This is a genomic window from Nodularia chucula CCY0103, assembly GCF_963923915.1.
In the GTDB taxonomy this organism is placed as follows: domain Bacteria; phylum Cyanobacteriota; class Cyanobacteriia; order Cyanobacteriales; family Nostocaceae; genus Nodularia; species Nodularia chucula.
The window spans coordinates 1-19,527 of record NZ_CAWUOL010000067.1 but is presented as its reverse complement, the minus strand read 5'-3'; the positions used below and the strand labels follow the sequence as shown (position 1 = coordinate 19,527).

Below are 19,527 nucleotides of genomic sequence, written 5' to 3'. Positions count from 1 at the left end.
ATGGTATTACAAGTACAAACCAGCACCTACGAAGCTAAAACTCAAGAAATTGCCAAACAGCTTCTCTCAGCTACCCAAGAAAATCGTTCTTTTTTAGGTTCTCTCCGGGATCAAATGCGCTGGGATGATAAATTATTAGCTTGGGCTATGAGTAACCCTGGTTTACGAGTGCAACTGTTTCGGTTTATCGACACACTTCCAGCCTTACAACATAAACCGGAAATTGCCGCACATTTACAAGAATATTTAGGGGATGAGTCTGTAGAGTTACCCTCAGCTTTAAAGGGGATGCTAAATTTTGCTAACCCTGATTCTATGCCAGGACAGGTTGCGGCGACAACTGTTTCTACAGCAGTGGAAACTTTAGCACATAAATATATTTCTGGGGAAAATATTAAACAAGTTATCAAAACAGTTGAACGACTGCGTAAAGATAAAATGGCTTTCACCATTGACTTACTTGGTGAAGCAGTAATTACGGAAACTGAAGCGCAATCTTATCTAGAACGCTATCTAGAATTAATGCAGCAATTGGTGGAAGCATCAAAAAATTGGGCGGTAATTCCAGCTATTGATCAAGCTGATGCGGAATTAATACCACAAGTACAGGTTTCTGTCAAGTTAACAGCCTTTTATTCTCAATTTGATCCTTTAGATGCTGAGGGTAGTGAAGAGAGAGTTAGCGATCGCATTCGTATTTTATTACGTCGGGCGAAAGAATTAGGCGCATCTGTGCATTTTGATATGGAACAGTACGCTTACAAAGATTTAACTCTGAATATTCTGCAAAAGCTGTTGCTAGAAGATGAATTTAGACAGCGTACAGATATTGGCGTGACAATTCAAGCATATCTGCGTGATAGTGAAGAGGATGCGAAAAAGCTGATTTCTTGGTTAAAAGAGCGCGGTTATCCTCTGACAGTTCGTTTGGTAAAAGGTGCATATTGGGATCAAGAAACCATTAAAGCAGAACAAAAGCACTGGAAACAGCCAGTTTACAACGATAAGGCGGCGACGGATGCCAATTTTGAAGTTATTACACAGTTATTGTTAGAAAATCACCAATATGTGTATGCTGCTATTGGTAGTCATAATGTGCGATCGCAAGCTCGCGCCATTGCTATAGCCGAAAGTTTAAATGTCCCTCGTCGTCACTTTGAAATGCAGGTGTTGTATGGGATGGGGGATAAGTTGGCGAAGGCTTTGGTGGATAAGGGTTATCGAGTCAGGGTTTATTGTCCTTATGGTGAATTGTTACCAGGGATGGCTTATCTGATTCGGCGGTTATTGGAAAATACGGCTAATAGTTCGTTTTTACGGCAAAATCTGGAAAATAGACCAATTGAGGAGTTACTCGCGCCTCCGAATGTGGATTTGTCTCACGCAAAGGCGCAAAGGCGCAAAGAAGAGGAGGGGTTCCTCGGTGTAGCTGATACAGATTATTCCCAGGAGTCAGAAATTATGAAGTCTGCGGCGGCTTTTGCATTGGTGCGTCAACAGTTGGGTAAAACTTATTTACCTTTGGTGAATGGGGAGTATGTGAATACTGCGGAGTTTGTTGATTCGCTGAATCCTTCAGATTTTAGTGAGGTGGTTGGTAAGGTTGGTTTGCTGAGTGTGGCACAGGCGGAGGAGGCTATGCAAGCGGCTAAGGCGGCTTTCCCTGGTTGGCGGAAAACTCCTGTACAGCAACGGGCTGGGGTTCTCAGGAAGGCGGCTGATTTGATGGAAGTACGTCGGGCGGAACTTGCGGCTTGGATTGTTTTGGAGGTGGGGAAACCTGTTAAGGAAGCAGATGGGGAGGTTTCTGAAGCTATAGATTTTTGTCTGTATTATGCTGAGGAGATGGAACGTCTAGACAAAGGTGTAATCTATGACGTAGCTGGGGAAACTAATCGTTATATTTACCATGCGATGGGTATTGCTGTGGTAATTTCTCCTTGGAATTTTCCGTTAGCGATCGCCTGCGGAATGACAGTTGCAGCTTTGGTGGCAGGGAATTGTACTTTGCTCAAGCCTGCGGAAACATCTTCTGTAATTACTGCTAAACTCACAGAAATTTTAATTGAGGCTGGCATCCCTAAAGGTGTATTTCAATACGTCCCTGGTAAGGGTTCGGAAGTGGGTGCTTACTTGGTGAATCATGCAGATACTCACATTATTGCCTTTACTGGTTCTCAGGAAGTTGGTTGTCGGATTTATGCAGAAGCCGCAACGCTGAAACCTGGACAAAAGCATCTCAAGCGGGTAATTGCGGAAATGGGCGGTAAGAATGGAATTATTGTGGATGAAAGTGCTGATTTAGATCAAGCTGTTGTGGGAGTCTTGCAGTCAGCCTTTGGTTACAGTGGGCAAAAATGCTCCGCCTGTTCACGGGTAATTGTCCTAGAACCGATATACGATACCTTTGTCCGGCGATTGGTAGAGGCGACAAAATCTTTAAATATTGGTGCAGCTGAGTTACCCAGTACCCAAGTTGGTCCAGTTATCGATGCTAAAGCCCGCGATCGCATCCTAGAATATATTGAGAAAGGTAAGACAGAAGCACAAGTGGCGCTGGAGTTAACAGCACCAGAACAGGGGTATTATATCGGCCCTGTGATTTTTAGTGAAGTACCAGCTGATGCGACTATTGCCCAGCAAGAAATATTTGGGCCAGTGTTAGCTGTAACCAGAGTCCAAGATTTTGCAGAAGCCTTAGCAGTGGCTAATGGGACTAATTATGCTTTAACTGGGGGGCTTTATTCCCGCACACCTTCCCACATTCAGCAAGCACAGACGGATTTAGAAGTCGGGAATGTCTATATTAACCGCAATATTACAGGTGCTATTGTGGCTAGACAACCTTTTGGCGGTTTTAAACTTTCTGGTGTGGGTTCTAAGGCTGGAGGCCCTGATTATCTCCTGCAATTCTTAGAACCACGGACGGTTACGGAAAATATTCAGCGTCAAGGTTTTGCACCCATTGAAGGCGCGGAATAGAAAATTCTTTTATTGAACCACAGAGACACAGAGGACGCAAAGAAATCCTTTGTGTTTCTCTCTCAATCCTTCTCTCACAAAGCATTTTACAGTGGAAATAACAACCCCCTATATATACACTTTTGCACATAGGTAAAGGCACACGCTTATTTACAAATTTGTATAAAATCCGGGGTTATGAGTCATAATTACTCAATAACTTGGGGGTATACTAAACTGAGAATTAAAAAAATATGACGTTGTTACATAAAATAACTACTAAATTTGCACGTAATAACACTCAAAACGTCTCAGAAATAGACCCATCATTAATTACCTAAACACCGATAGTGCAGAACCCACCAAGAACACCAAAAACCCTGGATGAATTACAAGCTGAAGTAGACGCTAAATCAGAACTGAAAATATCAAAAGCAACGCCCGTTGGCAATTCATCCCTTGCAAAAGAAGAAAGTAAAACCAAAAAACCTGCCAAAACCAAAAAAGGTAGAGGTAGTAAGCTAGTTAGTAAGCTGATTTGGATAGCAATACTTCTAGGAGTTCCCGCAGCTGTGCTTTGGGTAGCAAATCTGCCTTACCCAATAATTCGCCGTCCTGTGAGGCAAAATGCGCCTTTTTTATTACTCCCCAGTTACATCAGCGTAGAACAAAACTATCGGCAGGCATTGGTATCAATGCAGCAAGCTCAACAACTGATTGAAAATCCTACTAGTACAGCTGATTTGGCGTTGGGTGAACAGCAACTACAACAAACAAAAATATATTTAAATAACTTACCAGTTGGGTTGATTCATGATGGACGGGAATACCCATACGGGTGGTATGACTGGCGGTTTAGTGTTTATGGTCTGAATACAGCCCGTCGTCAAGTAGGACAGCTAGAAGCCAAGATTTTTCAAGAAAAAAATGCTCAAACCCTGCTGACTGAGCATAGTCAGGCACTCCAGAATGCCAAACAGCAGTATCAACAGGCTACAACAGCAGCTGATAAAAAGTCAGCGATCGCAGCTTGGCGTTCAGCACTTGATAATCTAGAAGAGATTCCCGGCCAAACCCTAGCCGGAAAAACTGCTCAAAGTCAACTAGATGTTGACAAGCGTGATTTTCAGGAAGTTGTGGGATTAGCCGCAGGAAATGAACGCGTTAGTGCTTTAATTACAGCAGCGCAGCAATTTTCTTGGCAAGCTGCAAAAGCTGCTCAAAATCCACCGCACACAGTCACAGAATGGCAACAAATAGAAAATTTATGGTTACAAGCCATAAATCGCTTAAAACTGATTCCTTCGGAAGATTTGGTAGGTTATGGGGAAGCACAAAAGCTATTAGCAATTTATGAGACTAACTTAGGTCAGATCAGAGTAAGACGACAAGCTGAGGCAGATTCTGTACAGGCTTTAGCAATGGCACAACGACAAATAGAAAGCCTATTAGCATCAATTCCCAATGACCCTCAAAATTTGCAGCGCAATCGTCTAATTAGTCAATTACACGGCATTATTAACCAATTAGAAAAAGTGCAATCAGGTACAACTGTTTATTTAAAAGCTCAAGAGTTACTTCTATCGGCAAATAATAAATTAAAGCAACTCCAGTGAAAATTATCACAGTGAGATTATCCTTCTTTTGTCACTTTCCGAATGAAGAAAGCAGTAAAAGAAGGATATAGCAACCTCTTAAAATTTCAAACCCCCAGCCGCAAAAGCTAAAACACCCCAACCAATAATAAAAGCGACACCGCCAATAGGAGTAATTGCACCCAATATTTTCACACCAGTTAAACTCAGTGCATACAAACTACCTGAGAAAATAGTTGTCCCAAAAATGAATAACCACCCAGTAGCTACTAACATCGGCTGAGGGGATGTTGCACGACTAATTAATAAAGCTACTAACAAAAGTGCCAAAGCGTGGTACATTTGATAACGTGCGCCAGTATCAAATATTTCTAGCGATCGCTCACTAATCTTTTCTTTCAAGGCATGAGCAGCAAAAGCACCTGCGGCTACAGATAAACCACCTAAAATGGCAGCTATACTTACAAAAATTTGTGCCATTCCTAATCAAGATTTCTTCTAAATATCAAAATGATATGATACCGCCCCTTTTTCTGTAACCTGAAAATCTGCATTAAATTCTTTAGCTTTCATATCTAAATATTCTTGGGCTTGGGCTGCTGGTAGTTGACAATTCATCGCCAAGCCTAAAACAGTCACACGCCCGTGATTTTCTTGTAGCATTTGATAAAAATTTGATTGTAGGCGATCGCTTAGTTCTTGCTGAAGAGCTTTTTTCTCATTCTTACCTTGACGGTACAACCCTAAACTCAGCCAACCTCCTACCACCATCGTAGGGATACCGAAAATTATCCCATTTCTGGCCTTATTGTCAAGAAAATACAAATGGTTGTGATTTACAAAATCCGTAGCTACCGCCTCCTGATATCCTGTAGAAATCGGTTTCAGCATAGATTTCTTCTCACTAGTGGCTGAAACTGATAGTGTCAAAAACATGAATCCTAGTGTTAATAGCCAACCCGCAGCCAGTTTTTCAGCAGTCTTCATAGTTTCACATCAGATTTTAAACTTTGCTTGCGATTTTAACCTGACTTGTCAAAACCTTCCATTAAATATGGAATAAATAAGTTATGTCACCTTGCTCGGTGCATTCAAAAGTAGCATTGAACTCCTGAGATTTATCATTCAAATATTCTTTGGCTTCCCTTCCCGGTATCTTTCCTGACAGAGCCAGCTGTAACACAGTGATTTTACCATGATTGGCTTCCAGGGTTTGATAAAATATAGCATCCAGGCGATCGCTTAACTCCCGTTGATATCTGCGGCGCAAACCCCACAACATATATCCCCCACCTGCTGTTAAAGGTATACCTAAAACCATTCCCGCCAACAGCCGATCCTCTGCTTCTTGTTGCACGATAAAATTGGTTTCTCCCTTTAATTCAGATACAGCTATCACACTAGCAAGCAAACATAAACAACCCCCAGCCAGCATCAACCCACCAGCAACCTTTGTAATAATTTTCATATAGCCTTCCCTAACCACACAAGGTATATCATAGCCGGAAATCCAATTCCCCCCTTGCGGTGGCTACCGTGTCACACATCCTGATCTAAAAAGGGTTTTCAGCCCTAAAAACCCAATTTCACTCTAAATCAAGTTCCCCTCCTCGCTTGCGGGGAGGGGTTAGGGGTGGAGTCTTATGACACAAACGAAAATTTACCGACTTCTGTGTAACGTAGCCTCGCTTGCGGGAGGGGCTAGGGGTGGGGTTTTATCGAAAAAACTATAAAATGCGACAGAGGATACGCACATATCTTGTCGCAATTCTCAGCTTATTTACGCGTAGCTTCTAACAAACGTGAATAATAAAAACGAGTTTTAGTCATCGCTTGACGTTCCACCGTAAAACCATTATTTTCCAGGATTTTCACCACATCAGCCTCACGATGCAGATAAGCACGAGTAGCTTTACTGGGGCCAGGAAAAAAGCTACCAATTTTTTTCAGTATAGTTAAAGCGCAGTTTTTGGGCGCAAAACTCATAATTACCCTTGACTCAGCCAGAGAACACAGGTGAGAAATCATCTCATCCGCCTTTTCTTGGGGATAATGAATCAATACATCCAAGCAAATCACAGTATGGTACTTACCACTCAAGGATTCTAAATCCTGGACAGTAAAACTCGCATTTTCCGCATTTTCCAAAGTGGCAACAGCTCTCTCCTGAGCTTCTGTCACCATTTTTTCAGAAATATCACTGGCATAAATCTTAGCACCATCAGCCGCCAACGGGATACTCAGGCTCCCCACACCACAACCAGCATCGCAAATTGATAATTCTGATAAGTTACCATCATCCTTCAGCCAGCTAATAACCGTATCTACTGTTTGCTGGTGTCCATTGCGGATATCTAACTGAACTTTGTTAACTTCGCCATCGCCGTAAATGCGCCGCCAGCGATCAAAGCCTGTGGAATTAAAATACTCACGAACAATCGTTTTATCGTCGGCTACGTTCATAAACTTAAATAGTTAAGTGTTCCCGATCCTTAAAAATATCATTAATATCAACCGTCAAGAATACTCCGATACATTTTTTTTATGGATCTTTTCTCTGACTTCCGGGATACTAACTCATTATATATAATACTTGATTGCAATTGCTATTTATCACTTCTAGAGATTAACCTTGAGTTTTAAAGTCAGTAAAATTAAATAAACTACTTCTCAGTAAAGCTCTGACCATTTTCTAGTTACATGACCCTACAATCATCTCCAACTTACTGATATTACCTGAATTTTATTGCCTTTTGTGCCTGACCATTCTTGATTAAAATATAATTATAAAATATAATAGAAGTAACCAGGTCATAAAAAATTATTAACTACTCTCGTATATACAGATTATCCACTTTTAAAGTTTCATCAAACCTGATTGATTACCAATGACCTCAAACTTGCTAACTGACAGTCCCATCATTCAATTTACAATTCTCCTCACCGTTATTTTTAGTGTACCTCCTGTATTTGAAAGACTTCGAATACCTGGATTAGTAGGTTTGCTAGTAGCAGGTGTAGTGCTAGGTCAAAACGGACTAAAATTTTTAGACACTAATTCTGAAACTGTCAGTCTGCTTTCAGATATTGGTAAAGTTTATTTAATGTTTGTTGCTGGATTAGAAATTGACTTGGGACAGTTTCGTAAAACAAAAAACCGCTCCATTGTCTTTGGTATTTTAACATTTTTAGTCCCATTAATAGCTGGAATATCTGTAGGCAGATTCTTCAATTTTGGCTGGAATGCTTCTGTTTTAATTGGTTCCTTACTAGCCTCCCATACTCTCTTAGCTTATCCCATTGTTAGTCGTCTGGGAGTTGTGATGAATGAAGCTGTGACTGTCACAGTAGGGGCAACAATTTTTACAGACACAGCCGCTTTATTAGTCCTAGCAATTTGTGTAGGTATTCATGGCGGAGAATTTACAGCCATCAGTTTAATCAGCTTATTAGGTGGATTAGCCATTTACTCTGTGATTGTATTATTTGGCTTTGATTGGCTAGGTAAAGAATTTTTCCGCCGTTCTGGAGATGAACAAAGTAACCAATTTTTATTCATTTTACTAGCTTTATTTCTCGCATCTGTAGGAGCGCAAATAGTTGGTGTAGAACAAATAGTTGGCGCATTTTTGGCAGGTTTAGCAGTTAATGATGTAGTGGGACGTAGCCCCGTCAAAGAAAAAATTGAGTTTATTGGTAGCGTGTTATTTATCCCTTGTTTCTTTGTAGACATGGGACTCCTAATCAATATTCCGGCATTTATCCAAACCCTCAGTTCAGTTTGGTTAACAGTGGTAATTGTTACCGCGTTAATTGGAAGTAAATTTATCGCCGCATTTTTAGTCAAATTAATTTACCGCTACAACAATGCAGAAATGCTCACAATGTGGTCATTATCCCTACCACAAGTAGCAGCCACCTTAGCAGCAGCCTTAGTTGCCTATCAAACCTTAAATCCTGCTGGTGAAAGACTGATTAGTGAAGGTGTATTAAATAGTGTAATTGTCCTCATGCTAGTTACTTCAATTATGGGGCCCTTAATCACAGCCAGATTTGCCGCATTATTACAAATGCCTCAAACGGATTTTGAAACAGAAAATCTTTCCAATTGGTGGGAAAGTAATGAAGGACAACCCTTAGAACAAACTCAGCATCCATTCACTATAGTTGTACCAATATATAACTCTCAAACCCAGCGCTATCTCATTGAAATGGCAGCTTTAATAGCACAACATGAATCTGGGAGAATTTTACCTTTAGCTATTACTAAAGCCCATATTCACATGGATGATCCCCAATTAGGAATATCATTAGAGCAAAGTCAGCAAAGATTAAAGTTAGCTAAGGCAATTAGTCAAGAATTTGATGTTAAAGTCTCTACTGCTATTCGGATTGATGATGATATAGCTTTGGCAATTAGCCGCACCAGTCGAGAACAAAATGCTAGTTTAGTTGTGATGGGTTGGTCGCGCACTACAGGTTTACGCGCTCGCTTATTTGGTAATATAATTGATAGTGTTTTTTGGTCTTCTCACTGTCCAGTTGCTGTGACACGCTTGGTAAATAGTCCCAAGACAATTGCCAGAATTATTGTACCAATTGGCGATTTAAGACCGCAAACTGTGAGTGCGTGGCGGTTTGCTGAAATGTTAGCTGATGTGAATAATGCTGAGGTTGTACTATTACACGTGTCTAATAGTAAAACTCCCTCAAATTTAGTAGAACAATTTACTAATCAGTTGTCTGAAATTGTTGCCAAAAGTCAGTTAAATGTAAATACCAATATTCAAATCATTATTGATGATGATGTTGCGAAAGCTATAGTCAGGGAAGCGCAAGCCTTTGATTTAGCAGTTTTGCGTTCTGTCCGTTATCGTACTACCGGGGGGTTAGCAGTTAGTCAAGTGACTACTCAGGTAATTGAAGAGTTAACCGGTTCTATTGTTTTACTGGGAGAAGCACATTTATAAACTTATAAACTGTCTGTTTCCTCTGCGTCTCTGCGGTTTCATAGAATTTAAATCTGGGAGGGAAGGGAAACACAAACACAGAAAGATTTTGTTTGTGGTTGGATGAAAAATTTACACAGCTATCTGAATTTCCGCAGGTGGAAAGTTTGCTGCTAAAATATCTAAATTAAACATCTGATAAATTTGATTACCGAGAATACCAGATGAACCAAAAACCAGAATCTTATGCATAAACTGTATTAGCAAAATAGTCTTTGCCAAGTTAATTCTTTTGTATCTTCATCTTGTTGCCAGCGTAATAAATTGGCGGCGGGACTGTCAATAATTCCTGGTAAATTTAGCGCTTTTCGGGGTGAATTAGTTGCTAAGGAAATGGCAGTTTCAATATCACAAATGCCCCACCTGACTAAGTTCTGCACTCCTATTAATAAGGGTAAAGTTGTGCCTGATAATGTCCCATCTGCTAATCTGGCTGTACCGTTTTTCACTTCAATTTCTCGACTGTCCCAAGGATACACGCCATCGGGTAGCCCCAGAGGTGCAAGGGCATCACTTACTAAAAACAGCCCTTGTGCTTGGTAGCTGGCGCGGAGGAGAATTTGCAGCATTGTGGGTGTAACGTGTTCACCATCGGCAATAAAACCACAGATGACATCAGGATGGGTAATTGCTGCACCTAATAGTCCTGGTTCCCGGTGGTGTAATGGCGGCATGGCGTTGAAAGCATGAGTTACCATTGTTGCCCCCTGGTTAAAAGCACGCTGGGCTTGGGCTGCTGTGGCTTGGGAATGCCCTAAACTGACAATTATCCCCAAAGAACGCAAATATGGGATTACTTCCCCAGTGGTGTCTAATTCTGGGGCTAAGGTGATCACTTTGACAACATGGGCATAATCACCCAAAACTTTTTTAATTTGTTCTATTGTTAGAGGTAATAAGTATTCGGCTGGGTGTGCGCCTCGCTTCTGGTAGTTTAAACATGGCCCTTCTAAATGTACTCCCAGAATTTTTGCCCCTGCTGTTTGAGTGGGGAGAAAATCAGCAATTGTGGCGATCGCACGCTGTATATTATCCACAGAAGTAGTCACCAAAGTGGGTAAAAATCCATCCACTCCCACATCCCAGAGAAATTGCGATATTTTCGCCAGCATTTGGGCATTTTCAGGTTTTAAATCCGGAAAAGCGCAACCCAAAGCCCCATTAATCTGTAAATCCACACCACCCAAGGAAATCCAATCACCAGCTACATTCAATACAGGCGCATCCCCAGTAAATTCCTCAGTCATGGGGATAATTTGCTCAATTAACCCCTGGTGGTTCACTAAAATTCTCTGTAAATCTTGATAACCAGGAACTCGCCCATTAATAATATTTAGGGTGTGTTGTCTTGCTTTAAGCATCACATTAGTTAGAAAATTAACTACACAGCAAGTAATTAACCCTCAATCTTAAATTAATATGGCTCCTCTTATCGGTATTATCATGGGTAGCGATTCCGATTTACCCACCATGAAAGATGCGATCGCAATTTGTGCAGAATTTGGCATAGAAACAGAAGTAGCCATTGTTTCTGCCCATCGTACACCCGAAAGGATGGTAGAGTATGCCCAAACAGCCCACACCAGAGGACTAAAAGTAATTATTGCCGGCGCGGGAGGTGCTGCCCATCTTCCCGGAATGGTAGCATCTTTAACACCACTGCCTGTAATTGGCGTTCCCGTAGCAACTCGCAATTTACAAGGTGTTGATTCTCTGTATTCTATAGTCCAGATGCCTGGGGGAATACCCGTCGCCACCGTCGCCATCGGTAACTCTAAGAATGCAGGTTTGTTGGCGGTGCAAATTCTCGCCACCCACGCCCCAAAATTACAGGAAAAAGTCCAAAAATACCGCCAGAACCTCTCAGAATCAGTCATGACAAAGCAAGCCAAACTGGAAGAACTGGGGTATGAACAATATCTGCAACAAGAATTATAAAAATTAATAAATCTTGGAGTTGTCTCTTGTGAACTCCAAAAATCCCCACACTGTAGAGGATATAGTTTCCTGCTGTCCACTATTTTCCACCCTCAGAAGAGTGAAACCCCAGGGAATAGTATCTCAGGATACAGAATTAACGACAAACTAAATAGAAAATCAATCAAATTTATCAAAAAAAACAACTGTAATTCTTCCATAACTAGGGCAGAATGCAGCCAGAAAATAAACCTGCTTTTATGATATTTTTTTTTGTTGGTTTCACGCCAAAGTTGGTAATTTTGGGGATGATTCTTCCCCAAATACCATATTCACCAAATAAATATTAAGTGAAGGAGGGTTGACTGTTGGGAAACTCCATAATATTTTCTTAATAAAACCATAAAAAAACGTTTACAAATGTACCCATAGTTTCCTAAACTCCTATTTGGGGGATCTGAGTTTCTGCTTGGTAAACCCGTGGTATCAAGACTAGGGTTGACTTTGGGCTTGAGGTTTTTAGCTAAACTTGTTTTTCATTAAAGCTGGAGGGTGTAATTTAAACTCATGTACAAACAGAAATCTAGAATTAAAAATAGGCGAATATCTGCCAAAAAATCCGCTAAAAGTACACAATTTAAATCAAAAGCAAAGGGATTAAATTTATTTATCAAGCAGTTGTCTCCTAGTTGGCAAGCCTGCTTACCCTTAGCTTGTTTAATTGTTTTGGGTTGGGGTTATGTAGCAGTTGCCCAAACACCAGATGAAGGACCAACAACAGCAGAACTGCAAGTGGCTTTGGATACTCTTTGGGTAGCGATCGCCGCCTTTTTAGTATTCTTTATGAATGCTGGTTTTGGGATGTTAGAAACAGGCTTTTGTCGCCAAAAAAATGCCGTTAACGTTCTCTCGAAAAACTTAATTGTCTTTGCTCTAGCTAGTATTGCTTTTTGGGCAATTGGTTTTGGGATTATGTTTGGCGATGGTAACAACTTCTTCGGAATGTCTGGCTTTTTCCTTTCAGGAGGAGGAGATAATAGTCCTGTAACCGGGGATGCTTATCAAGGTGTCTTCAGTTCACTGGACTGGGCTGGTGTGCCTTTAGCCGCCAAGTTCTTATTTCAATTAGCCTTTGCGGGAACTGCGGCCACAATTGTCTCCGGTGCAGTTGCGGAACGGATTAAATTTGTAGATTTCTTAATCTTCAGCCTCCTCCTTGTCGGTATTGCCTACCCCATCACCGGACATTGGATTTGGGGTGGCGGTTGGTTAAGTGAATTTGGATTCTGGGATTTTGCTGGTTCCACCGTGGTTCACTCTGTTGGAGGTTGGGCGGCGTTAATGGGAGCAGCATTTCTTGGCCCCCGGATTGGGAAATATCAAGACGGTCAAGTTATAGCTTTACCCGGTCATAACATGAGCATTGCTACCTTGGGCTGTTTAATTCTCTGGTTGGGCTGGTTTGGGTTTAACCCCGGGTCCACAATGGCTGCTGATCCTAATGCGATCGCTCACATCGCCGTTACTACTAATATGGCTGCGGCTGCTGGTGCAATTGGTGCTACAGGGACAGCGTGGATTTATTTAGGTAAACCAGACCTCTCAATGATCATTAACGGCGTATTGGCTGGCTTAGTAGCTATTACCGCACCTTGTGCCTTCGTCAGTATTCCCGCTTCCTTAATCATCGGCTTTATTGGTGGAGTCATAGTCGTCTTCTCAGTCACACTGTTTGACAAAATCAAGATAGATGACCCAGTAGGAGCCACCTCAGTTCACCTAGTGTGCGGTATTTGGGGAACTCTGGCCGTTGGTCTGTGGTCTGTGGGACCCGGTGTTTATTCCTGGTATGGTGACGATGCTGGCCCCACTGCGGGTTTATTTGCCGGTGGTGGCTTAGGACAATTAATCATTCAACTAGTGGGTATTCTCGCCGTTGGGGGAATGACAGTTGTTTTGAGTAGCATTTTCTGGCTGGGACTCAAAACATTTTTAGGTATCCGAGTCACCAGAGAAGAAGAATTAGAAGGTTTAGATATCAGTGAACACGGTATGGAAGCCTACACTGGATTTGTCACAGAAACTAGTCCTGGAGGATTTCCAGAAGGATATAGTTCCACCGGAATATCACAAGATAAATCTTAATTGCTTGTAGATCACCAAGGCACAAAGGCACAAAGAATATCAACTACAAGCACTTAGTGTCTTGGTGTCTTTGTGTTTGACAATTGATTTTTTCACCACCAACACACAAAGAAAATAAACTACAATTTGAGTCAAATCATTGGTATATTTTTGGACTTGTGTCTACTTCCGCAAAAACTTTTCCTCTCTGGGGATTTTTCTTGCTAGTAACCAACAGCATACTTATGTTGGCGGTAATCTTGCTCATTTGGCAACAGCAACGATTAACAGCTGTTGTTGAAAATCCACTTTCCCCAAACTCAGGTACTACACCAGATTTAGGTCCCCGTCATCAACTAAATTATCAGCAGTGGCTAGACATTCTCCAGCAAGAAGCCCAAGTGGTTGCTCAACAACCTCCTGAAAATTTAAGTATTCTTGTGGGGGATTCTTTGAGTTTGTGGTTTCCGCCGGAGATGTTACCTGAAGACAGAAATTGGCTGAATCAGGGTATTTCTGGAGAATCTACGGCAGGACTATTAAAAAGATTAGATTTATTTGACAATACTCAGCCAGAAGTCATTTTTGTGATGATTGGCATTAATGACTTGATTGGGGGAGTAAGTGATCAAGTTATTTTAGAGAATCAACGAAAAATTCTGACTTATCTCCGGAAAAACCATCCCCAAGCAGAAATAGTTGTCCAGTCAATCTTACCTCATGGGGATGAAACCGCAACTTGGGAGGGTAGAGAACAACTATTGACGATTCCTAATAGTCGCATTCTTCAGTTAAATCAAGAGTTGGAGAAGACAGCAGCTAAAGTTGGTGTGCAATATCTCGATTTGTATTCTTTATTTACCAACCAAGAGGGTAATCTCCGCAGCGAATTGACTACGGATGGCTTACATCTCAATCCCACTGGTTATTTAGTTTGGCGCACTGCGTTACAAATATATAGCAATTTCCAGGTGGGGAATAGATAGGGCTTGTTGAATAAAGATAAAACCCTTTATAGCAGTAACCACAAGTGTTAGGACATTTCCCTGTTCCCTGTTCCCCGTTCCCTGTTCCCTACCCCCACTAGATAGTTTGTTTTTGCCATACCCTATGAAATCTCGTCTAAGCACGAGAGAATAAGAAATAGTGGTTACAACTGAAAAACTAATGGATACAAAAGCTTTTAAACGATCGCTGCAACATTCGGAAAATTACAATCGTAAAGGATTTGGTCATCAAGCTGAAGTGACTACCCAGTTGCAATCGGAGTATAACAGTACGTTAATTCAGGAAATCCGCGATCGCAACTACACATTAACACGGGGTGAGGTGACTATCCGACTCGCCCAAGCCTTTGGTTTTTGCTGGGGTGTAGAACGGGCTGTAGCTATGGCTTATGAAACCCGTCAACATTTCCCCACAGAACGGATTTGGATTACTAACGAGATTATTCACAACCCTTCTGTGAATCAAAGAATGCAGGAAATGAATATTGGTTTTGTACCTCTAGACGCAGGTAAAAAAGACTTTTCCGTCGTGGAAACTGATGATGTAGTAATTTTACCAGCATTTGGAGCCAGCGTTCAGGAAATGCAAATTCTCCATGAGCAAGGTTGCAAAATCGTTGATACCACCTGTCCTTGGGTATCTAAAGTGTGGAATACTGTGGAAAAGCACAAAAAATTTGCTTACACCTCAATTATTCACGGTAAATATAAGCATGAAGAAACAGTTGCAACCAGTTCTTTTGCTGGGAAATATCTGATTGTGCTGAATTTACAAGAAGCCCAGTATGTTGCCGATTATATTCTCAAAGGAGGCGACAGGGAGCAATTCTTACAAAAATTTGCCAAAGCGTGTTCAGCAGGATTTGACCCTGATCAGGACTTACAAAGAGTAGGTATAGCCAACCAAACCACCATGCTGAAAGGTGAAACTGAGCAAATTGGCAAACTCTTTGAGCGAACAATGATGCAGAAGTATGGAACCATTGAATTAAATCAACATTTCCAAAACTTTAACACCATTTGTGATGCTACCCAAGAAAGGCAAGATGCCATGTTGGAATTGGTAGAAGAAAAGCTAGACTTAATGTTAGTAATTGGGGGCTTTAACTCTTCAAATACAGCCCAACTCCAACAAATTGCAGCCCAAAAAAATCTTCCTTCCTATCACATAGACTGTGTAGAAAGAATTAAATCAGCAACAGCCATTGAACACCGCCAACTGAATGGAGAATTAGCAATTGCTCAAAACTGGCTACCCCACGGTAAAATTGTTGTCGGTGTAACTTCCGGTGCATCTACGCCAGATAAAGTAGTGGAAGATGTGATGGAAAAGATTTTTACCTTAAAAGCACTAGTCCCAGCAAATTAACTCTTTAATTTGTGTTATCTATGCCTCTGTTGTGAAATAAATTACTATTAAAACACAAAGTCAAAAAGAGAATTTCACCTTGAAAATTCTCTTTTTTGTTATCTTGATTTACAAATAAATTTTAGTAATTTGCTTTAATATTTGCACTTGCTAATCTTACAGTTTCATCAATTCTTTTTTGTCGAGTTTCAATTTTCTTTGCATTAAAAATCCACTCTAATATTCCACGTTTTGAAGAACGGGAAAACTTTTTCCAATATTCAAATGCTACTTTATTTTTATCAAATGCTTTCTGTAGATCATCAGGAATAGTGAGATTTTCTACTTCTTCTAGTGCATCCCAATTGCCATTTTGTTTGGCAATGTTTATCATTTCCAGTCCAGATGAAGTCATTAAATTTTGACTAATGAGGGTTGCAGTTTTTATTTTGTTTACTCTACTCCAATTACTTTTGGGATTCCGTTTAGAAAAGAATTGATAATAACTATCTTGATCTCGTTTGTTTGGTTTACTATCTATCCAACCAAAACATAATGCTTCATCCACTGCTTCAGGATAATAAACGCTCGGCACTTTACTTGTTGTTTTGTAAATAATTAGCCAAACAGATTTTTCTGATTGATGATTTTCCTCTAACCATTTACGCCATTCGTTTCTTGTCTGAGCATAAAAAGTTTTGATACCGTTATTGAGTTCGTTCACCACATTGAAAGTTCTCCATCTATGAAAAATTTTTCTGTGTTAATACTTTTAACTAAAAAAACTTTCTTGACTGCACCGCAACTACAACTTAGGTAAAATTTCCGGTAACAAATCACCAGGAACCTGAGATAAAGCCATATTTTGTCCCTGTATACCCAACTCAGCATGAAAAGCCCGAATAGTTTTCACCAAATAAGCAAAAGTTGTTTGATAACCTTCTGGTTGTTGGCGGAAACCATTTAAAGCTTGTAAATGATTATTTAAAGCTGCTTCTAAATGTTGAGAAATAGCCTCTTGATGATCAGGATTAGCATGATCTGTAGCTAGTTTAAAATGAGCTAAACCCAGATTATTGTGAGCAGCAAACAAATCAAAACTTAAAGGTGTACCTCTGAGAGCCTTAGCCAAAGCAATCGCTTCGTTATAAGCTGCAATAGACAATTGTAATAAATTCGCCTTAGAATCTTTAGGCGTTTGAGATAAATTTGCTAAATGCCAATAGGCTGTACCCAGATTATTTTGTGTTGCAGCACAAGCACTAGGAACATTAGCCGGAGTGCGATATTTTAAAGCTTCTTTATAAACATCAATTGCTAATTGCAAGTTTTTCAGAGGTTCTTCCTCATATTGTGCCAGATTCCAGTAAGCGGTACCGAGATTATTTTGAATCATGCCATATTTCAAAGGTTCCTGTTGAGGATTATAGTGAACCAAAGCTTCGCTATAAGATGCGATCGCCTGTTTTAAATGTCCCACAGGTTGACTATACTGTGCTAAATGCCAATAAGCCGTACCTAAATTATTTTGACACGCCGCATACTTTAACGGTTCCAAATCCGCTCTCCGATAGCGTAATGCTTCACTGTAAGCTAACACTGCTTGTTGCCAATTCTCCAAAGGTTGCACAAAACGAGCTAAATCACCATAGGCAGTACCCAGATTATTTTGTACCCGTGCATAGGTTTCTGATTTTTCTGTGGGAGATATTAGTTTTAAAGCCAAATGATAAAATTCAATCCCCTGCTGGATATAAGCTTCGCCATTTGCTGAGTTATTAGGAGCGCGGTACAACATCCAATACAATGTACCCAAATCGTTTAAAATATCTGGTAATTGGGGTGAATTATCATCACAGGCGATCGCCTCCTGATAAGCCAGAATTGCCACCATCAAATTTTCTAAACTTGACTTTCCTTGTTCAATCCGCAGACGATATAAATTCCCTAAATTATGATAAGCTGCTGCCAAAACCTTTGCAGAAGCTTTTTGAGAGTGTAATTGTTCAATCTCTAACAGAAGTTTTTGTGGTTCTTGGTGATCCTCTGGATCTTCACCACTATTTATCTTCATATTTCCCAGAATTAACTCTGTTAACTCCTGATTAATATGAGACAACGAAGCTACACTCGCAATTACCGGAGATTTTGCTAACTTCGTTCCCGTCTTCAATAATTCCGCACTTTCCTGAACTGGCTGACTCTGGGGAGACTCCACAACATCATCAACAGCATCCCCCTTGAGTTCCAGTTCCATCGACTGAGCATTTTCTACATCAGAATTTCTGGAACTACTAGAACGTTCGGGATAACCTTGTTTTTGTGTCGTTGGTGTCGGTTCCCCCGCAAACACAAACACCCCAGTCCGCCAACGCCAAAACTGTGGTACTGACTGCTGAATAGCAGATAACCAAGGACGGGAAACCCACAACAACAGACTAGATTCTAAACAGCCACTAGACTCCAGACTCGAAAAATACTCATCAGTTAAGCGGAGATACTGGAGAAATAAACGCTGTATTGCTACTGGTTCCTTAGTTAACTGTTCCACCCCCACAATTTGAAATATCGGTGTTGGTAAAGGAGTTCCAGCAGTATCTTTTGTTGCACCTATAATTGGTGGTGGATAATTAGCCAGCCATTGATTTATATGATCTATAGGATTGGGATCACTTAAATTCAACCTCAACGTCACTAAGCGGGGATAAGCTGGAGTGCTACTTTCATGACCATCTGTAGGTTGATATAGCACTTGCCCCACTGGATAAGCTAAAGTAGAGTGCAAACGGGCTGCTACTTGATTGCGTAAGTGTAAATTATCACTAACTGCTAAAAAAACTTGTCGTCTTAAACCCAGACTTAAAGCAACTTTTAGACGATGATAAACTTTGCGATTCCAAGTAGAATTATTGGATTGTATGGTGTCATTCACGCTCATGGCGGCTAAAGAGCCAAAACATGGTACATATAAATTTACCAGAACTCATTACAGTATCCAGACGAAATTGATTTATGGCACGGGAACAGGGAACAGGGAACAGGGAACAGGGAACAGGGAACAGGGAACAGGGAACACTTTTATACCTATATCTTACTCACTACAAACCTTGAATTATTCATACCGCTCTACTTACTGTTTTTGTGCTAATGTCTCTGGCTGTTGCTATACATAAAAAACAAGGTTCCTCTTGATTTGGAACCTACAAAACCCCATTAATAAATTTTATTAAAAAATTTTATCCCACGTGGGAAACAGAGAAGGCAACCACAATTAAACCAATAACCAAAGCAGCAGCAGCTAGTCCTGAGAAAATATACTTCCGCTTTTGGTCATTATTGGGAGGTTCTGCTTGGTAAACCTTGGGTTCGCGGGCAAAATTGTTTAAAAGGCCGCCTTCTTCGTTTGTGTAGGGCATGAATTAATTCCTGATAATCTTCTTTTATTCATTTAATGTTACAGAAACTGTAGATTCTACTTTCATACCTAGAGACAAATCTTTACGTTGGGGATTGGGGATTGGGGATTGGGGACTGGGGATTGGGGATTGGGGATTGGGGATTGGGGA

General features: G+C 40.7%; 15 protein-coding genes. 7 read left to right on the top strand and 8 right to left on the bottom strand.

Annotated elements, in window-relative coordinates; translation table 11 throughout:
- Both pruA and ACM0OP_RS16940 read left to right on the top strand, forming a co-directional pair.
- A complete protein-coding gene (gene pruA, locus ACM0OP_RS16945; RefSeq protein WP_414529594.1) occupies positions 1–2,982 on the top strand; it encodes an L-glutamate gamma-semialdehyde dehydrogenase in 2,982 nt (993 codons plus the stop codon).
- Positions 2,983–3,311: 329 nt separating this feature from the next.
- The gene (locus tag ACM0OP_RS16940) at positions 3,312–4,577 is read left to right on the top strand and encodes a hypothetical protein (protein WP_414529593.1); all 1,266 of its coding nucleotides are present in this window, start codon (positions 3,312–3,314) and stop codon (positions 4,575–4,577) included.
- A 78-nt stretch (positions 4,578–4,655) separates the two neighbouring features.
- On the opposite strand, the gene ACM0OP_RS16935 is transcribed toward ACM0OP_RS16940, so the two are convergent.
- The 4 genes from ACM0OP_RS16935 to bchM all read right to left on the bottom strand — a co-directional run bounded on the left by ACM0OP_RS16935 (position 4,656) and on the right by bchM (position 7,019).
- On the bottom strand, positions 4,656–5,036 hold the full coding sequence (locus ACM0OP_RS16935) for a DUF423 domain-containing protein (RefSeq protein ID WP_414529592.1): 381 nt from the start codon (positions 5,034–5,036) through the stop codon (positions 4,656–4,658).
- Positions 5,037–5,054: 18 nt separating this feature from the next.
- Positions 5,055–5,543 (bottom strand): hypothetical protein, encoded by a 489-nt coding sequence (locus ACM0OP_RS16930; RefSeq protein WP_414529591.1) that lies wholly within the window; start codon positions 5,541–5,543, stop codon positions 5,055–5,057.
- Positions 5,544–5,604: 61 nt separating this feature from the next.
- Positions 5,605–6,024 (bottom strand): hypothetical protein, encoded by a 420-nt coding sequence (locus ACM0OP_RS16925; protein ID WP_414529590.1) that lies wholly within the window; start codon positions 6,022–6,024, stop codon positions 5,605–5,607.
- A 308-nt stretch (positions 6,025–6,332) separates the two neighbouring features.
- Positions 6,333–7,019, bottom strand: coding sequence for a magnesium protoporphyrin IX methyltransferase (gene bchM, locus ACM0OP_RS16920; protein WP_414529589.1), 687 nt, complete (start codon positions 7,017–7,019; stop codon positions 6,333–6,335).
- A gap of 425 nt (positions 7,020–7,444) precedes the next feature.
- Here bchM and ACM0OP_RS16915 point away from each other — a divergent pair, with 425 nt between their 5' ends.
- Positions 7,445–9,526: a cation:proton antiporter domain-containing protein gene (locus ACM0OP_RS16915; protein ID WP_414529588.1), complete on the top strand. Its 2,082-nt coding sequence runs from the start codon at positions 7,445–7,447 to the stop codon at positions 9,524–9,526.
- Positions 9,527–9,765: 239 nt separating this feature from the next.
- Here ACM0OP_RS16915 and nagA read toward each other — a convergent pair whose 3' ends face one another.
- Positions 9,766–10,926, bottom strand: coding sequence for an N-acetylglucosamine-6-phosphate deacetylase (gene nagA / locus ACM0OP_RS16910; protein WP_414529587.1), 1,161 nt, complete (start codon positions 10,924–10,926; stop codon positions 9,766–9,768).
- 58 nt (positions 10,927–10,984) lie between these two features.
- Between nagA and purE the strand changes: the two genes are divergently transcribed.
- From purE to ACM0OP_RS16890, 4 genes are all read left to right on the top strand, one after another.
- The gene (purE, locus tag ACM0OP_RS16905) at positions 10,985–11,503 is read left to right on the top strand and encodes a 5-(carboxyamino)imidazole ribonucleotide mutase (protein WP_414529586.1); all 519 of its coding nucleotides are present in this window, start codon (positions 10,985–10,987) and stop codon (positions 11,501–11,503) included.
- 546 nt (positions 11,504–12,049) lie between these two features.
- Entirely contained in the window at positions 12,050–13,627 is a 1,578-nt protein-coding gene (locus tag ACM0OP_RS16900) for an ammonium transporter (protein WP_414529585.1), read from the top strand.
- A gap of 158 nt (positions 13,628–13,785) precedes the next feature.
- On the top strand, positions 13,786–14,592 hold the full coding sequence (locus ACM0OP_RS16895) for an SGNH/GDSL hydrolase family protein (RefSeq protein WP_414529584.1): 807 nt from the start codon (positions 13,786–13,788) through the stop codon (positions 14,590–14,592).
- A gap of 181 nt (positions 14,593–14,773) precedes the next feature.
- Entirely contained in the window at positions 14,774–15,982 is a 1,209-nt protein-coding gene (locus ACM0OP_RS16890; protein ID WP_414529583.1) for a 4-hydroxy-3-methylbut-2-enyl diphosphate reductase, read from the top strand.
- A gap of 121 nt (positions 15,983–16,103) precedes the next feature.
- On the opposite strand, the gene ACM0OP_RS16885 is transcribed toward ACM0OP_RS16890, so the two are convergent.
- The 3 genes from ACM0OP_RS16885 to psb34 form a co-directional block, all read right to left on the bottom strand.
- A complete protein-coding gene (locus ACM0OP_RS16885; RefSeq protein ID WP_414529582.1) occupies positions 16,104–16,688 on the bottom strand; it encodes a YdeI/OmpD-associated family protein in 585 nt (194 codons plus the stop codon).
- A gap of 78 nt (positions 16,689–16,766) precedes the next feature.
- Complete coding sequence (locus ACM0OP_RS16880; RefSeq protein WP_414529581.1) at positions 16,767–18,899, bottom strand: tetratricopeptide repeat protein; 2,133 nt, start codon at positions 18,897–18,899, stop codon at positions 16,767–16,769.
- A 298-nt stretch (positions 18,900–19,197) separates the two neighbouring features.
- The gene (psb34, locus tag ACM0OP_RS16875; protein ID WP_414529580.1) at positions 19,198–19,377 is read right to left on the bottom strand and encodes a photosystem II assembly protein Psb34; all 180 of its coding nucleotides are present in this window, start codon (positions 19,375–19,377) and stop codon (positions 19,198–19,200) included.
- Positions 19,378–19,527: the final 150 nt, after the last annotated feature.

What these genes read in the sequence shown, in the direction of transcription:
- pruA (WP_414529594.1), top strand. Translation starts at nt 1, where the DNA reads ATGGTATTACAAGTACAAACCAGCACCTACGAAGCTAAAACTCAAGAA.
- ACM0OP_RS16935 (WP_414529592.1), bottom strand. Translation starts at nt 5,036, where the DNA reads ATGGCACAAATTTTTGTAAGTATAGCTGCCATTTTAGGTGGTTTATCT.
- ACM0OP_RS16930 (WP_414529591.1), bottom strand. Translation starts at nt 5,543, where the DNA reads ATGAAGACTGCTGAAAAACTGGCTGCGGGTTGGCTATTAACACTAGGA.
- ACM0OP_RS16925 (WP_414529590.1), bottom strand. Translation starts at nt 6,024, where the DNA reads ATGAAAATTATTACAAAGGTTGCTGGTGGGTTGATGCTGGCTGGGGGT.
- bchM (WP_414529589.1), bottom strand. Translation starts at nt 7,019, where the DNA reads ATGAACGTAGCCGACGATAAAACGATTGTTCGTGAGTATTTTAATTCC.
- ACM0OP_RS16915 (WP_414529588.1), top strand. Translation starts at nt 7,445, where the DNA reads ATGACCTCAAACTTGCTAACTGACAGTCCCATCATTCAATTTACAATT.
- nagA (WP_414529587.1), bottom strand. Translation starts at nt 10,926, where the DNA reads ATGCTTAAAGCAAGACAACACACCCTAAATATTATTAATGGGCGAGTT.
- purE (WP_414529586.1), top strand. Translation starts at nt 10,985, where the DNA reads ATGGCTCCTCTTATCGGTATTATCATGGGTAGCGATTCCGATTTACCC.
- ACM0OP_RS16900 (WP_414529585.1), top strand. Translation starts at nt 12,050, where the DNA reads ATGTACAAACAGAAATCTAGAATTAAAAATAGGCGAATATCTGCCAAA.
- ACM0OP_RS16890 (WP_414529583.1), top strand. Translation starts at nt 14,774, where the DNA reads ATGGATACAAAAGCTTTTAAACGATCGCTGCAACATTCGGAAAATTAC.
- ACM0OP_RS16880 (WP_414529581.1), bottom strand. Translation starts at nt 18,899, where the DNA reads ATGAGCGTGAATGACACCATACAATCCAATAATTCTACTTGGAATCGC.
- psb34 (WP_414529580.1), bottom strand. Translation starts at nt 19,377, where the DNA reads ATGCCCTACACAAACGAAGAAGGCGGCCTTTTAAACAATTTTGCCCGC.